Here is a 13,440-nt window from a genome sequence, read left to right on the forward strand (position 1 = left end):
GTCTTCGGCGACACGCTGGGCTGAACGACGACGCCCGCCCCCGACCCGGGGGAGGGGCGGGCGTCGTCGTTCAGCCCAGCGTGTCGCCGAAGACGATGCCCAGCTCCGCCATGAGCGCATGCCCCAGCTCGCTCTGCTGCGGCCGGTCGATGATGACCCCGCTGAGTGCGCAGACCCCCCGCACCTCGGCCAGGTCATTGCCCCGCAGATCGGCGTCGCGGTAGGTGCCACCACCGAACTCGGTCAGCCGCAGGTCACACCCCTCGACGTGGACTCCGGACAGATCACAGCGCTCGAAAGCGGCCTCGCGCAGCGAACACCGGACGAACCCCAGCGCCCCGCCGGCCCGTACCTGGTCGAAGCTGGCGTAGTCGAGCTTGCAGTCCTCGAAGAGAACGCTGTCCAGCCGGAGCTGCCCGAACGCGGCGCCCATCAGCTTGCACCCCCGGAAGACGACCCGGGAGAGCCTGCCCCCCGACCACCCGAGACCGCCGAGGTCACACCCGTCCAACTCGACGGAATCCATCCCGACCTCCTCGAACCGCACCCGCTCGGCGACCAGGCCACTGATACGGCCGGTGACCAGCCGGACATCAGCCAGATCGAGCTCCCGAAGACGGACTTCCCCGTAACGGAAGCCCTGAACGCCCCCCCGCCCACCCTCCAGCGAGGAGACGGGGGAGAGAGAAATATCAGGACTGTCGAGCACGGGCAGATCGATCGTGCTGCGACCGAAGGTGCGGCTGTCCATGTGATGCTGCCTCTTGAGGAGATCGAGGTGGCAGAGCGCGTCGGAGGGCGGCCTGCCACCGGCGGTTAGTCCTTCTTGTTCCAGTTATCCCAGGTGGGGCGATTGTCGAAGTCGTTTCCGACGTTGTCCCAGGTGGGCTGATTGTTGAATGTGTGTGCGGTGCCTCGATCGTCGCGGTCGGTGGTGAGGTCGTTGATCACCGGAGATTCGATGGTTGCCAGCAGTTCTAGCAGGGTCATGCGCGTTGTTCCTCACGAGCGATGTCGGACACGGCGGTGATCAGGGCTTGCCGCGAGGCTCGGCAGTAGTCCGTCTCGGTGGCGTCGAGGCGGCCGTGCTCGAAGTAGCGATTGCCTGCGGGCGCTCCTCGACAGAATCCGAAGTACTCACACGTCGCTTCGCACGCTTCCAGGCCCTTCACGAATTCCCGTACGTAGCGGAGCCGGTGAGCGCGGGAGAGGATGGAGACCAGAGATCCCTGAAGGACGTTGCCGGCCCGGAAGTCCCCGTAACGAGGATCTTTGATCCCCGCCAGCTCCGGCGAGAGGAGCACCACCTCGCCGGTGCTGGAGATCGCGGGAAGGGGATCGTGGGGTTGGGCGGCCCACCGGTCCAGGCGCCCGGTGCGTGCCAGGTGCAGGTAGTCACCCAGCCGTACCAGGTCACGGATGGGGACGCCCGGATTGCGGCGGCTCCAGGCGATCGTGCGGCGCCAGAACTCAGCGGCCCGCGCCATGCCGGGGGTGATGCGAACCGTGCTGACGCCCTCGCGCTCCTCGATGTTCAGGCCAATGGTGTGACAGCCGAGGCTTGCGAGGAAGTCGAGCAGCGTGTCCGGCTCCCTCATGCTCTCGACTGTGACGACGGCGATCACCGAGAACGGGATTTCCGCCTCATGCAGTCGAGAGATGCCTCGCAGAATCCGGTTCAGGGCGGTGCGCCCTCGCCGGTCCACCCGCTGCGCGTTCATCGCGTCGGGCCCGTCAATGCTCACACCCACTCGGAACGAGTGGCCGGTCAGGAACGAACACCAGTCTTCCGTGATCAGGGTGGCATTGGTCTGTACGGAGTGCTGGACTCTGTTCTGCTGCCTCAATTGATCGAAAGGCGCGACCAGTTCCGCCATACGGGGAATGCCGACTGCCAGGGGCTCACCGGCGTGCCACACGAGGTCGAGGCGCCGCCCTTCGGGGGCTGCCGTGAGCGCCTCGGCGGACCGCGCGATGGCCGTGGCGACGTCGACAGACATGTGACGTCGGCTGTTCCGGTCCGGCAGATAGCAGTAGGTGCACGCCAGATTGCAGAAACTGGTCGGCTGGACGATGACGGTCTGTGGCAGATCGCCGATCCAGCGCTTGTACGCGCTTGTGGTGTCGCTCCGAGTCCCCTCATGCGGCTCGCCCGGGCCCTGTACCCATTCGTTGCGGCCGGGGTTGGTGCCTCCGGCCGGGTGGACACGCGTCATAGAGGGAAGCCAACCCTTGTGGGCGGCCGTGACGGAACGCTGAACCGTGCTCACTCAACGGTTCACTCATCCGTTCACGTACGAGAGCCTGCTGGAGGACTTACGTGGGGACGCAGACAGACATTGCCGCCATCGAGCAGGCCGCTGAGGCGTTCGCGGCCGAGGTCGCCTATTGGCGGGAAGTCCGGGGCTTGTCCAAACGGGCACTCGCCCAGCGGATGGGCTTCGACCCCTCCTATGTCAGCCACATCGAGTCGGGTCGTCACCGCCCGACAGGCGAGTTCGCGCGTCTCGCCGACGAGGCACTGAAGGCGGGCACGTCCATCTGGAGGCGGTGGCGCGACTTCGAGGCGGCCAAAAACCGGTCCCGCGCCTCCGAGTCCGCGGTCCCTCGGCGGACCGAACAGCCCTATGCCGTCGGCTCCGCTCTCCTGGTCGAACACGACGCGGCCCGCCTGGACTTCAACGGGACGACCTACCAGCTCGCCATGCGCAGGCTTGTGCGGAACACGGGGAGCGAGCCCATCACCCGCTACCTGATCCGAATCTCGGTGGACCGGTACCCCGGCGAGCCCGAGCGCTCCAACGCACATCACCGGCAGTACCCACTGACCTGGGAGGAGCTCGGACTGACGGCCGCCTGCTGCGGCGAGAGAATGCTGTGGGAGGCCAAGCACGACTGGGACGCCTTCAAAGAGGTCTGGCTCCTGTTCGAGAACGCCGACGGACGTTTCCCGCTCTACCCGGGCGAGTCGGTCTGGATCGAGTACGCCTACCGTGTCAGTGCCCACAAGTGGGGTCGGTGGTTCCAGCGGGCAGTCCGGCTGCCCACGGAGCGCCTCGAAGTCCACGCGGCCTTCCCAGCCGCGCTCGATCCGGTGGTGTGGGGCACGGAGACCTCCATGACCGCCGAGGCCATACCTCTCAGGACAGCGCCGCACTGCCGTCGAGATGGCGAGACGCTTGTCTTCTCGTGGTCCACGACCCATCCCTCCCTGCATGCCCGCTACCGTCTTGGCTGGAGGTTCCGGGCCGGGCCCGAATTCGAGTCGAGTCAGGGAGAACCCAGGTGATCGAGGTGCCACCCAGTCAGCGGATGCGGGACATCGGCGTCGTCCAGCGGGGAGCCGAGATTCTGGCCGTGCGCGCGGAGGCGTTGGCGTTGCCGGCGGAGCGTGAAGACGCGGAGTGGCTCGTCGGGGAACTGTTCGCCGCGATGGAACGGATCGCCACCGCGCATGATTTCAGCGGGAAGGGCATGGGGCTCGCGGCCCCGCAGCTGGGGCTCGGGCAGGCTGTCGCCGTTGTCAAACCCGCGGGCACCGGCCCCATCGTGCTGATCAATCCCCGCATCACCGCACGCTCCGACGAGAGTGACGAGCAGTACGAGGGGTGCCTGTCGTTCTTCGATGTCCGTGGCATGGTTTCCCGCCCCCTGTGTGTCACGGTGGAGACCACCGCACAGGACGGCAGTACGGTCTCCACGGTGTACGAACGCGGCCCGGCCCGGCTCGTTCAGCACGAGATCGACCACCTTGAGGGGATCCTCTACACCGACCGGATGGGCCCCGGCGTGGAGCCCATCCCGGTGGAGCGATACCGCCGGACGGGGCGGGCCTGGGAGTACCAGTAGGGGAGAGAAGCCGTGAGGCCGTTCCAGGGGTGACCTGCCCACGGGGGCCTCCGCAGTGTCCCTGCGTATCACCTCTCCCGTCCCATCCCGGAGCCTGGGACAGCGAGCCGCTCCAACTACCCACCGTAGCGATACCGTTGCGCGGTGACGTCGGGGCGAAGGAGGGCCATGACGTTCACATCGCAGGAGCTGACGCCTGATCGGTCGGTGCGGCATCTCTACGGGGCGGATCTGCGACGGCATCGGCTGAACGCGAAGCTGTCCCTGGTGCAGTTGGCGGAGCATGTGCCGAGCAGCAAGAGCCAGTTGGCACGCATCGAGGTGGCGGAGTCGATGGCGCCGCGTGGGCTGTCGGAGGCGTTCGACGAACTCTTCCAGACGGACGGACACTTCGTGCGCCTGTGGCTCCTGGTGCGCAAGGAGATCCCGCCGGACCGCTACAAGCGGTTCCTCGAACTCGCCGAACGCTCCCACTACATGGAGGATTTCAGCTCCCAGGCGGTATGGGGCATGTTGCAGACCGAGGGCTACGCCCGCGCCCTCCATGCAGCCATGCCGAATCTCACCGAGGAGAAACGGCGGGAACTTGTCACCGCGCGGATGGGACGTCAGGAAAAACTACGGGCCTCCGACCCACCGCACATCTGGTCCGTCCTGGACGAGGCCGTGTTCAGGCGGCCGGTGGGCGGCCCAGACGTCATGCGGGAGCAACTGGCCCGGCTGCTTGCCCTGGTGGACACACCGCAGTCCAAGATCCAGGTGCTCCCCTTCTCTCACGGGGCGCACGGCCTGATGATGAACACCTCGATGACGCTGCTGAAGTTCCATGACGACTGCCGCCTGGGAAGAGGGCCGCCTTTCGGGGCAGTTGTTTGAGGATTCGCACGAGGTCGTCCAGCGCCAGAGGCTCTACGATGAGGTACGGGCGTACTCACTCCGCCCTCGCGAATCGGCGGCCTTCATCCGGCAGATCATGGAGGATTACTCCTGATGGACCTTTCCAGCCTGCGCGACGCGCGGTGGCGCAGGTCGAGCTACACCAATGCCGACGGCGGCAACTGCCTTGAGGTCGCGGAGGGGGTCCTCGGTGTGGTGCCCGTGCGGGACAGCAAGAGGTCCGCTGGCGCCGTCCTGTTCGTCCCGGCGGATGCCTGGGATGCATTCATCGACTCCCTTCGGGGGTAGAGCGTTGGACCTCTCCGGCCTGCGTGACGCGCGGTGGCGCGTGTCGAGCTACAGCAACAACGACGGCGGCGAGTGCCTTGAGGTCGCGGAGGGGGTCCTCGGTGTGGTGCCCGTGCGGGACAGCAAGAGGTCCGCTGGCGCCGTCCTGTTCGTCCCGGCGGATGCCTGGGACGCGTTCGTCGCCCAGCTTCGGCGCTGACGCGTCAGTGGTTCCGTTGCTCGTGGGGACAACCGGGCGGTAACGTCATCCTGGGGCAGAACGGGCGTCAGGCATGGGGGGTCGCTGTGGTGCGTGCATCCGACTGGAGTCCGGTGGACATGGACTCCGATCCGACTCCGGGGAATCCGGAGGAAGTTCGCACGCTGTCCGAGGACTTGCAGACGTTCGCCGACGATGTGGGCGAGGCGCTGGGGAAGATCCGGGGGATGGCGTCGGACCGTGCGATGCAGGACTGGTCGGGGCTGTCGGCGGACGCGTTCCGTTCGGAGTTCGACGGGGTTCCGGGGAATCTTACGAAGCTGCGGGACTCCTACGACATGGCGGCGGACGCGCTGGGGCGGTACTGGCCGGAGTTGGAGCGTGCGCAGGCGCAGGCGGACCGGGCGCTGGACCGGGCGATAGCGGCGCAGGCGGACTTGCAGGCGGCGCAGAGCGAACTGTCCGGTGCGGAGGACTGGGTGGGGCGTGCGGGCGAGGAGGCGGAGCGTCTCCAGGAGGAGAGGGAGGACCCGGAGCCGCCCTCGGAGTCCGACGTGCGCTCGGCGGTGCGGGATCACGAGGCGGCCGAGGCCGCCGCGTCGGCGGCGCAGGGCCGGGTGGCCGCCGCGCAGGAGAACCTCAACGCCGCCCGCGAACTGGCCCAGCAGGCCCGGGAGATGCGCGAGGAGGCCGCCCGGATCTGCGCCCAGGACATCGAGGAGGCGTCCGACGCCGGTATCCAGAACCGCAGTTGGTGGGAGGACGCGATCGACTGGGTGGTGGACAACTGGGACACCATCGTCGACATCGCCAAGCTCGTCGTCGCCGTCCTCGGCGTCGTCGTGATGATCATCGGCGGCCCGCTGGCCTGGGTCGTCCTGGCCGCCGCCCTCATCGTCCTCGCCGACACCCTCATCAAATACGCCAGGGGCCAGGCGTCCCTGTTCGACGTCGCCATGGCGGCGCTGGACTGCATCCCCGGCATGAAGGGGCTGACGACGCTGGGCGGCCTCGCCGCCGGGCTACGGGGCCTCGCGCGCGGCGGACTGGGCGACATGGCCAGCGGGCTCCGTCGTGGAGTTGACGACGTTCTCCCACCGGGACGGCAGACCGGAGGTGAGGTTCGCCCGACGCGCGGCGAGGACGACTTCGACTCGGCCTGGGCCGACGAAGCCTACGACTCCATTCGAGCCACAGACGACGTGGATGATATTGCCGCCAACGTGGCAGAATACGGCTTCTCGCGCGACGAGATAGCGCAGATCAAGTCTCATGTATTCGAGGAGGAGCATCTGCTGGACAGCTATGTCGACTACGGCGTACCGGCAGAGATGGCCAGATTCAACTCCAACCCGAGGATGGCGGAGGCATGGATGCGTCTCCAGGAGGGGAATCCGCACCCCGAAGACATCACCCTGCTACGCCATGAACTGCACGAGTCGAACCATATGCGCGACACAGGCAACCCCAGCTACAGCGAAGCCCATGCGGCGACTATCGACGCCGGCCTGGCCTGGGACGGCGAGGCCGCTTCCCGTGACGGGTCCGGGTTCCAGCGGCGCCGATGAGAGAGAGCTCCCCGCGATGATGATGTCATTCCATGCCCAACTACTCAGCAGCGCCCAGGATGCGCATCTCTACCGCATCATCATGGATGGCGGGGAGCGATTCGCCTTCCTCGTGCTCGACACGGAAGGCGGACATGTCGTGTTGTCCACTTCCGAGGGCGAACCGTCGGGGGATATGCGTCTGTCCCTTGATGATGGGCAGATGCGGCCGTCCACGGCCGAGGGTGAACCCGAGAGCGAGGCCGCCGAGATGAGCCGGGAGGAGTTCGCGCTCGTTTCGGGCAACATCAGGCGCGGCTGGCTCAAGGAGGGTGCGCCGCCGCAGAAGATCACGAAGTTCTACGGCTGATACGCGGCCTCGGCCACACCGACGAGAACGGCGGCAGCACTCGTTTCGCGTAAGGCGCCGCTCACCACAGGCAGGCCGCCGTCACCAGGGTCGCGAAGGACAGGATCACGGTCAGGGCGGCCAGTGTGACGCGGCGGGTCGTTCGTTCGCTGGCGGCCCTGATCGCCACCGCCGGGAGTGGGCGGACCGGTCGGGCGCCGGCCATCGCGCTCAGGCGGGCGGCCAGGTCGGGGGTGTTCAGCGCCTCGCGGGCACGGGCCACGCGGGATGCCGTCGCCGACGTCGACGCCTCGCTCTCCGCCGCCGTCTCCGGCAGGCCGAGGCCCACGCCGTCGTGCAGGACCAGGCTCCGCCGGTAGCTGGGCGGCAGGCTCAGCAGGGCCGCGAGCAGCGGCCGGTCCTCGGGCGGCACCTCCCGCAGCTCGCCCCCGCGGCGGTGGGGGAGGAGCTCGTGCCAGGGGGAGAGCGCGCACTCGTACGCCGCCGCCCGCACCCACCCCGCCGGGTCCCGGTCGACCGCGACCTCGGGCCAGCGCTCCCAGGCCAGGTGGAACGCTCGCGCCACCGCCCGTTCGGCCGTCCGCCGCCGCCCGCAGAGCAGGAACGTCTGCCGCACCAGCGAGACCGCGTGCACCGCGTAGAGCCGGTCGAACGCCGCCGCGGGCCCCTCGTTCACCGGTTCCCCCGGAAGTATGTAAAAAGGTACATAAATCCATAGTGGGCGACACCACGGCGAAATCGTGTTACCTCCGCCTGCCGGGCGTTGTTGGCAGCATGGCCGCGTGCGACACGTGCGACACGTTTCGGAAGGGCTTCTCGCCGCGGGCCTCGGCCTCGGCGGTCTGGCCGCGCTCGTCCTCCTGCTCTGGACCCTCTCGCCCTATCCCGACAGCGGCGCCGACGGCGCCCTCCGCATCGCCGCCGACCTCTGGCTGCTGGCACACGGCACCGCGCTGTGGCGCGGCGGATCCCCCGTCGGGCTGACCCCGCTGCTGCTCTCCGCGCTCCCCGCCTGGCTCCTCTTCCGCGCCGTGCGCGCCGCCGACTGGCGCCCCGAGCCCGCCGAGGCCGCCCGCGCCGCCCTGTGGACCACCGGCGGCTACCTCGTCGCCGCCACCGGCGCCGTCCTGTTCACGCTCCCCGGTGCCGTTCGCGCCGACGCGCTGAGCGCCGCCGCCCATGTGCCGGTGTTCGCGCTGGCGGCCACCCTCGCCGGGGCCTGGTCGGTCACCGGGCCGCCGGAGTGGCTGCGCGCCCGGCTGCCCGCCGCGTTCGACACCCGCCGCCTGTTCGCCGCCGCGCGGATCGCCCTCGCCGGAGCCGTCGGCTACTGCGCGGCCGGGGCGCTCCTCGCCGCGGGCGGCCTGATGCTGAACGCGCCCACCGCGCAGGACGGCTTCGGGCACCTCAGCGCCGACTGGCCCGGGCGCCTCGCCGTGCTCCTGCTGACCGTCTCGCTGCTGCCCAACGCGGCCGTGTGGGGCGCCGCCTACGGCCTCGGCCCCGGCTTCACGCCGGGGTCGGGCGCCACCGTCTCGCCGCTCGCGTTCACCGGCGACCCCACCTCGCTGCCCGGGTTCCCGCTGCTGGCCGCGCTGCCCTCGGGCGCGCCCGGCCACTGGGTGCTGTGGACGTTCACCGCGATCGTCCCGGCGAGCGGGGTGGTGGCCGCCGCCGCGTACGCGGCCAACGCCGCCGTGCCGGTGCCGGGCGAGCGCCGCACCGCGTCGGGCTGGCCGGGGACCGCGCTGACCGTGGCGCTGGCGGCGTGCGGGACCGGGGCCGTGCTGGGGCTGCTGGCCGCGTTCGCCGGGGGGCCGCTCGGCACGGGCGCGCTGGCGGCGTTCGGCCCGGAACCGTGGCTGGTGGCGCCCGCCGCGTTCGCCTGGACCGCCCTCCTGGGCGTCCCCCTGGCGCTCGCGCTCCGCCTCTGGCGGCTGCGCCGCGCGGGGTGGATCCGCGCCCTCGTCACCCTCGGCGCCCGCCCCGCGGGGAACGGGCGGGGCGGACGGGGCGGGCGGGGGACGAGCCCCCGGCCCGGGAGGCGGCACCGGAAGAAGGGGACGGGAAGGCGCCGCCGTTCGGGCGGCCACGACGACGCCTGGCACACCACCGTCGCCCGCCGCGCCCGCTGGGAGGCGCTGAGGAAGAACTCCGGCGCCCTCGTCCCCGACATCACCGAGGTCACCGACCTCACCGACGTGACGGAGGTCACCGAGGTCACCGACCTCACCGACGGGAAGAGGACCCGCCCCTGAGCGTCAGTCCTGCTCGCCCAGGATCGGCCGGAGCTGACTGGGCAGCAGCTGCTCGCACGTGTGCCGGGACGGGGTCGTCAGGGCGTCGTCCACGCAGTCGAAGTAGTCCTTGTAGACGAGCTGAACGGTGTAGGTCGCGGCCACGATCAGCAGCGCCGCCGAGGCCAGCACGATCCCGGAGACCGCCGCGGCGAACTGCGGACGCGGCCCCCGGACGGGGGTCGCGCCGGGCGGCGGCGGGGGCGGCTGCCGCTGCGGCGCGGGCTTGCCCTCCAGTGCCTCCAAGCGCCGGTTCCTCGGCTCGGCGGGCTCACGCGGACCGCCGCGCAGCGCGCTGACGCCCCAGTACAGGGCCAGCGCACCCAGCAGCAGCGCCAGCCACTCCCAGCCGAGCAGGCCGCTGAAGACACCCCACATCCCGGCCAGCACGGCGTACCGCGCGTGGCGCTGCCCCGGGTCGGACGGGTCCCAGCGGGAGCCGCCGCCCGGCCCCTTCTGCCGGCGCTCGGGGTCGGACGGCGGCTCCCCGAACCCGCCCCTGCCCCGCTTGGGCTGGCGCCTGCTCCACTGGCTGCCCCAGCGCTGCCGCTGGTCGTCCTGCTCGCCGCCGCCCGACCCACCGGATGCGCCGGATCCACCGGATTCGCCGCCGGGCCCGTCCCCTCCGGCGCCGCCGTTCCCGTCGGCTCCGCCCGGGTGACGCGGCTGCCACGGCCGGTCGGGCTGTCCCTCGGGTGGCGGAGCGAAGGGGTTGTCCTTCTCGTCCGGCCGGTCCTGCTGACCGGAGGCGCGGCGTCGGTCCGTCATCGTCGGTCCGTCATCGTGGTCGTCGAATCTCCTTCATCGGCACGGCGGGTTGGCGCCGGTGCCTTCGACCGTACCTGGCCGTGCCCGTCCCGGGGCACGGGGGGACTGAGGCGTGCCGGTATCGTTGCGGCTCAAGCCTCCAACGGAAGAAAGACCCCGATCGTGGCCGCTCCCCCCGAGCATCCGACCCCGGCGCGCGTCGTCGTCCTCGTCTCCGGCTCCGGGACCAATCTCCAGGCACTGCTCGACGCGGTGGCCGAGCGGGGACCCGCCTACGGGGTTCAGATCGTCGCCGTCGGCGCCGACCGCCCCGGCATCGAGGGTCTGCGCCGCGCCGAACGGGCCGGGCTGCCGACGTTTGTCCACCGGGTCAGGGACTACGACGAGCGGCCGGACTGGGACCTCGCGCTGGCCGAGTCGGTCGCCGCGTTCGACCCGGAGCTGGTGGTCTCGGCCGGGTTCATGAAGATCGTGGGCGCCGACTTCCTCGCGAAGTTCGGCGGGCGCTTCGTGAACACCCACCCGGCGCTGCTGCCCAGCTTCCCCGGCGCGCACGGGGTGCGCGACGCGCTCGCCCACGGCGTGAAGGTGACCGGCTGCACCGTCCACTTCGTGGACGACGGCGTGGACTCGGGCCCGATCATCGCGCAGGAGCCGGTGGAGGTCCTCCCGGGTGACGACGAGGCCACCCTGCACGAACGCATCAAGGACGCGGAACGACGGCTTCTCGTCGAGGTCGTGGGCCGGCTGGCCCGCGACGGATACCGCATCGAGGGACGGAAGGTGTTGATCCCGTGACCGCCGAAGAGACGACGCGGCCCATCCGGCGCGCGCTGGTCAGCGTGTACGACAAGACCGGGCTCGAAGAGCTGGCCCGCGGGCTGCACGCGGCGGGGGTGCGGATCGTGTCCACCGGCTCCACGGCCGCGGTGATCGCCGCCGCCGGGGTGCCGGTCACGCCGGTCGAGGAGGTGACGGGCTTCCCCGAGTGCCTGGACGGCCGGGTCAAGACCCTGCACCCGGGCGTGCACGCGGGCATCCTCGCCGACCTGCGGCTGGCCGACCACCGCGCGCAGCTGGAGGAGTTGGGCATCGAGCCGTTCGACCTGGTCGTGGGGAACCTCTACCCGTTCCGGCTGACCGTCGAGTCGGGCGCCTCGGTCGACGAGTGCGTGGAGCAGATCGACATCGGCGGCCCCTCCCTGGTCCGCGCCGCCGCCAAGAACCACGCGTCGGTCGCCGTGGTGACGGACCCCGCGCGGTACGGGGACGTGCTGAAGGCCGTGGCGGACGGCGGGTTCACGTTCGCCCAGCGGCGGGCGCTCGCGGCGCGGGCGTTCGCGCACACCGCGGAGTACGACGCGGCGGTGGCCGGGTGGTTCGCGCGGCTGGAGGCGGAGGAGGCCCCCGAAGGGGCGGCGGACGCCGGGGGGTTCGCGGAGCGCACCAGCGTCACGTTCAGCCTGGAGCGCGTGCTGCGCTACGGCGAGAACCCGCACCAGGCCGCCGCGCTCTACGCCGACGGCACGGGCCGGGGCCTGGCCGCGGCCGAGCAGCTGCACGGCAAGGAGATGTCCTACAACAACTACGTGGACACCGAGGCCGCCCGCCGGGCGGCCTACGACCACGAGCCGCCGTGCGTGGCGATCATCAAGCACACCAACCCGTGCGGCATCGCGGTCGGCGCCGACGTCGCCGAGGCGCACCGCAAGGCGCACGCCTGCGACCCGCTCTCCGCCTACGGCGGCGTGATCGCGGTCAACCGGCCGGTGTCGGTGGCCATGGCGGAGCAGGTCGCGGAGATCTTCACCGAGGTCATCGTGGCCCCCGGCTACGAGGAGGGCGCCGTCGAGGCGCTGGCCCGCAAGAAGAACATCCGCGTGCTGCTCTGCCCCGAGCCCCCGGCCGCCGCCACCGAGTACCGGCCGGTGGACGGCGGGGCGCTGGTGCAGGCGAGGGACCGGTTCCAGGGCGAGGGCGACGACCCGGCCGCCTGGCGGCTGGCCGCGGGGCCCGCGCTGTCCGAGGCGGACCTCGCCGGGCTGGCGTTCGCCTGGCGCGCCTGCCGCGCGGTGAAGTCCAACGCGATCCTGCTGGCGAACGAGGGCGCCACCGTCGGCGTGGGCATGGGCCAGGTGAACCGCGTCGACTCCGCCCGCCTGGCGGTGCGACGGGCCGGGGACGAGCGGGCGGCGGGCGCGTTCGCGGCATCCGACGCGTTCTTCCCGTTCCCCGACGGCCTTGAGGTGCTGGCCGAGGCGGGCGTCAAGGCCGTGGTCCAGCCCGGGGGTTCGGTCAGGGACGAGGCCGTGATCGAGGCGGCCGAGGCGGCCGGGATCACCATGTACCTCACCGGGACGCGCCACTTCTTCCACTGACCCGCACGCCCGACCCGCACGTCGGCCCGCGCGCCCGACGCCGCCGTGCCGCCGTACGCGCCCCGAGGCGCGTACGGCGGCGGCGCGTTCACGGCTCGGGGCGGTGCAGCAGCGCGATCAGCACGTCGTGCACGACCTCGTGGTCGCGCGGGTCGTGCAGCCGGTGCCGGCCGCCGCCCGGGGTGTACCACTCGTCGGCCCCCGCGTAGCGGACCCGCATCACCAGCTCGCCGTCCGCGCCCGCGTCGGTGTGCAGTTCCAGCTCGCCGGTGATGACGCCGACTTCCTCGGTCATGACCCCGCCGCGGGGGGCGGTGAAGGTGGAGTACCTCTCGCTCATGCCGGACATTCCACCAGTCCCGCCCGGCGGGCGCCCGCAGGCGCTCAGACCACCAGCGGGACCTGCGTGCCCTCCATGGGCGACTGGTACTGCTGGTTCACCTTGTTGATCTCGGACTGGTAGTACACGATGTACGCCCCGAAGAGGATGGACAGCACCGAGCCGAGGCCCGCGCTGCACGTCTCGGGCAGCCCGGCCGAGCGCTGCGCCTGGGCGATCCGCTTGCCCGTGTTGTAGGTGCTGACGAACGGCGGGATCAGCAGGTAGGCGCCCGGGATGAACGCCAGCACGCTGAGCCCCGGGTTGACCTGGATCCTGGGGTCGAAGCGGTTCAGCTCGCCCTGGATCTTCGCCCACCACACCAGGCCGTAGATGCCGCAGGTGATCATGGAGAGCAGCCAGGTGACGCCAGGACCGCGCGTGGGCATCGCCTGGCCGAACCCGACCGGCTGCATCGGCATCCCGGGGTGCATGGGCGGGTGCTGCGCGTACGGGGCGGGGGATTGC

General features: G+C 70.9%; 17 protein-coding genes. 10 read left to right on the forward strand and 7 right to left on the reverse strand.

From position 1 onward, the window contains the following. Window positions 1–70: 70 nt before the first annotated feature. From ADY01_RS23070 to amcB, 3 genes are all read right to left on the reverse strand, one after another. On the reverse strand, window positions 71–751 hold the full coding sequence (locus tag ADY01_RS23070; RefSeq protein ID WP_049577019.1) for a pentapeptide repeat-containing protein: 681 nt from the start codon (window positions 749–751) through the stop codon (window positions 71–73). Between the two features lie 65 nt (window positions 752–816). Continuing rightward, complete coding sequence (amcA, locus tag ADY01_RS39260) at window positions 817–990, reverse strand: multiple cyclophane-containing RiPP AmcA (protein ID WP_159001358.1); 174 nt, start codon at window positions 988–990, stop codon at window positions 817–819. After that, complete coding sequence (gene amcB / locus ADY01_RS23075) at window positions 987–2,216, reverse strand: cyclophane-forming radical SAM peptide maturase AmcB (RefSeq protein ID WP_199826288.1); 1,230 nt, start codon at window positions 2,214–2,216, stop codon at window positions 987–989. Before amcB ends, amcA begins: the two co-directional genes overlap by 4 nt. A 104-nt stretch (window positions 2,217–2,320) precedes the next feature. Here amcB and ADY01_RS23080 point away from each other — a divergent pair, with 104 nt between their 5' ends. From ADY01_RS23080 to ADY01_RS23110, 7 genes are all read left to right on the forward strand, one after another. Next, window positions 2,321–3,289: a helix-turn-helix domain-containing protein gene (locus ADY01_RS23080; protein ID WP_049577022.1), complete on the forward strand. Its 969-nt coding sequence runs from the start codon at window positions 2,321–2,323 to the stop codon at window positions 3,287–3,289. Then, on the forward strand, window positions 3,286–3,849 hold the full coding sequence (locus ADY01_RS23085) for a peptide deformylase (protein WP_049577024.1): 564 nt from the start codon (window positions 3,286–3,288) through the stop codon (window positions 3,847–3,849). The genes ADY01_RS23080 and ADY01_RS23085 overlap by 4 nt, the downstream gene beginning before the upstream one ends. A 168-nt stretch (window positions 3,850–4,017) precedes the next feature. After that, on the forward strand, window positions 4,018–4,725 hold the full coding sequence (locus ADY01_RS23090) for a helix-turn-helix domain-containing protein (RefSeq protein WP_234320365.1): 708 nt from the start codon (window positions 4,018–4,020) through the stop codon (window positions 4,723–4,725). 114 nt (window positions 4,726–4,839) lie between these two features. Then, entirely contained in the window at window positions 4,840–5,034 is a 195-nt protein-coding gene (locus tag ADY01_RS23095) for a DUF397 domain-containing protein (protein WP_049577026.1), read from the forward strand. 4 nt (window positions 5,035–5,038) lie between these two features. Further along, window positions 5,039–5,233 carry a DUF397 domain-containing protein gene (locus ADY01_RS23100; RefSeq protein ID WP_420715735.1) on the forward strand — a complete coding sequence of 65 codons (195 nt, stop codon included), beginning with the start codon at window positions 5,039–5,041 and terminating at the stop codon, window positions 5,231–5,233. Between the two features lie 86 nt (window positions 5,234–5,319). After that, window positions 5,320–6,801 carry a WXG100 family type VII secretion target gene (locus ADY01_RS23105; protein ID WP_159001360.1) on the forward strand — a complete coding sequence of 494 codons (1,482 nt, stop codon included), beginning with the start codon at window positions 5,320–5,322 and terminating at the stop codon, window positions 6,799–6,801. A gap of 16 nt (window positions 6,802–6,817) precedes the next feature. Further along, window positions 6,818–7,150, forward strand: coding sequence for a hypothetical protein (locus tag ADY01_RS23110; RefSeq protein WP_049577032.1), 333 nt, complete (start codon window positions 6,818–6,820; stop codon window positions 7,148–7,150). 61 nt (window positions 7,151–7,211) lie between these two features. On the opposite strand, the gene ADY01_RS41350 is transcribed toward ADY01_RS23110, so the two are convergent. Beyond that, window positions 7,212–7,826 carry a sigma factor-like helix-turn-helix DNA-binding protein gene (locus ADY01_RS41350; RefSeq protein ID WP_053171121.1) on the reverse strand — a complete coding sequence of 205 codons (615 nt, stop codon included), beginning with the start codon at window positions 7,824–7,826 and terminating at the stop codon, window positions 7,212–7,214. A 106-nt stretch (window positions 7,827–7,932) separates the two neighbouring features. On the opposite strand from ADY01_RS41350, the gene ADY01_RS23120 reads away from it, so the two are divergent. Then, complete coding sequence (locus ADY01_RS23120; protein ID WP_159001362.1) at window positions 7,933–9,408, forward strand: DUF6350 family protein; 1,476 nt, start codon at window positions 7,933–7,935, stop codon at window positions 9,406–9,408. Between the two features lie 3 nt (window positions 9,409–9,411). On the opposite strand, the gene ADY01_RS23125 is transcribed toward ADY01_RS23120, so the two are convergent. After that, window positions 9,412–10,215, reverse strand: coding sequence for a hypothetical protein (locus tag ADY01_RS23125; protein WP_049577037.1), 804 nt, complete (start codon window positions 10,213–10,215; stop codon window positions 9,412–9,414). A gap of 159 nt (window positions 10,216–10,374) precedes the next feature. Between ADY01_RS23125 and purN the strand changes: the two genes are divergently transcribed. Both purN and purH read left to right on the forward strand, forming a co-directional pair. Further along, window positions 10,375–11,013 carry a phosphoribosylglycinamide formyltransferase gene (gene purN, locus ADY01_RS23130; protein ID WP_420715736.1) on the forward strand — a complete coding sequence of 213 codons (639 nt, stop codon included), beginning with the start codon at window positions 10,375–10,377 and terminating at the stop codon, window positions 11,011–11,013. Next, on the forward strand, window positions 11,010–12,593 hold the full coding sequence (gene purH / locus ADY01_RS23135; protein WP_049577042.1) for a bifunctional phosphoribosylaminoimidazolecarboxamide formyltransferase/IMP cyclohydrolase: 1,584 nt from the start codon (window positions 11,010–11,012) through the stop codon (window positions 12,591–12,593). The genes purN and purH overlap by 4 nt, the downstream gene beginning before the upstream one ends. Before the next feature lie 88 nt (window positions 12,594–12,681). Here purH and ADY01_RS23140 read toward each other — a convergent pair whose 3' ends face one another. Then, window positions 12,682–12,933: a hypothetical protein gene (locus ADY01_RS23140; protein ID WP_049577053.1), complete on the reverse strand. Its 252-nt coding sequence runs from the start codon at window positions 12,931–12,933 to the stop codon at window positions 12,682–12,684. Between the two features lie 44 nt (window positions 12,934–12,977). Continuing rightward, window positions 12,978–13,440, reverse strand: a 463-nt coding sequence (locus tag ADY01_RS23145) for a DUF4234 domain-containing protein (protein ID WP_234320366.1), incomplete at its 5' end; no start/stop codon positions are given.

The organism is Streptomyces sp. SBT349 (assembly GCF_001083795.1).
Lineage (GTDB): Bacteria > Actinomycetota > Actinomycetes > Streptomycetales > Streptomycetaceae > Streptomyces.

What these genes read in the sequence shown, in the direction of transcription:
- ADY01_RS23070 (WP_049577019.1), bottom strand. Translation starts at nt 751, where the DNA reads ATGGACAGCCGCACCTTCGGTCGCAGCACGATCGATCTGCCCGTGCTC.
- amcA (WP_159001358.1), bottom strand. Translation starts at nt 990, where the DNA reads ATGACCCTGCTAGAACTGCTGGCAACCATCGAATCTCCGGTGATCAAC.
- amcB (WP_199826288.1), bottom strand. Translation starts at nt 2,216, where the DNA reads ATGACGCGTGTCCACCCGGCCGGAGGCACCAACCCCGGCCGCAACGAA.
- ADY01_RS23090 (WP_234320365.1), top strand. Translation starts at nt 4,018, where the DNA reads ATGACGTTCACATCGCAGGAGCTGACGCCTGATCGGTCGGTGCGGCAT.
- ADY01_RS23095 (WP_049577026.1), top strand. Translation starts at nt 4,840, where the DNA reads ATGGACCTTTCCAGCCTGCGCGACGCGCGGTGGCGCAGGTCGAGCTAC.
- ADY01_RS23110 (WP_049577032.1), top strand. Translation starts at nt 6,818, where the DNA reads ATGATGATGTCATTCCATGCCCAACTACTCAGCAGCGCCCAGGATGCG.
- ADY01_RS23125 (WP_049577037.1), bottom strand. Translation starts at nt 10,215, where the DNA reads ATGACGGACCGACGCCGCGCCTCCGGTCAGCAGGACCGGCCGGACGAG.
- ADY01_RS23140 (WP_049577053.1), bottom strand. Translation starts at nt 12,933, where the DNA reads ATGAGCGAGAGGTACTCCACCTTCACCGCCCCCCGCGGCGGGGTCATG.